The 247-nt window shown below is 67.2% G+C and carries 1 protein-coding gene; it reads left to right on the top strand.

The genetic code is table 11. The features are described from left to right. Window positions 1-13: 13 nt before the first annotated feature. On the top strand, window positions 14-247 hold a 234-nt coding region (locus IO33_RS45505; RefSeq protein WP_245236084.1), incomplete at its 3' end, for a condensation domain-containing protein.

Genomic DNA, 247 nt, shown 5'->3' on the forward strand with positions numbered 1-247 from the left:
TCTTGAGGAGGGGTTGCGTGGGCTGGCGCTGAGGGCGAACACGTCGCTCAAGAGTGTGCTGCTGGCGGCTCATCTGAAGGTGATGAGCTCGCTGACCAGTGAGGACGCGTTCCATACGGGTGTGGTGTTCCACGGCCGTCTGGAGGCTCCGGGCGCTGACCGGGTGCTGGGTATGCACCTCAACACGGTGCCGTTCCCGGCGGTCCGGCCGGCGGGCACCTGGCGCCAGCTGGTGGAGCAGGTGTAC

The sequence above is a fragment of the Streptomyces durhamensis genome (assembly GCF_000725475.1).
In the GTDB taxonomy this organism is placed as follows: Bacteria; Actinomycetota; Actinomycetes; order Streptomycetales; family Streptomycetaceae; genus Streptomyces; species Streptomyces filipinensis.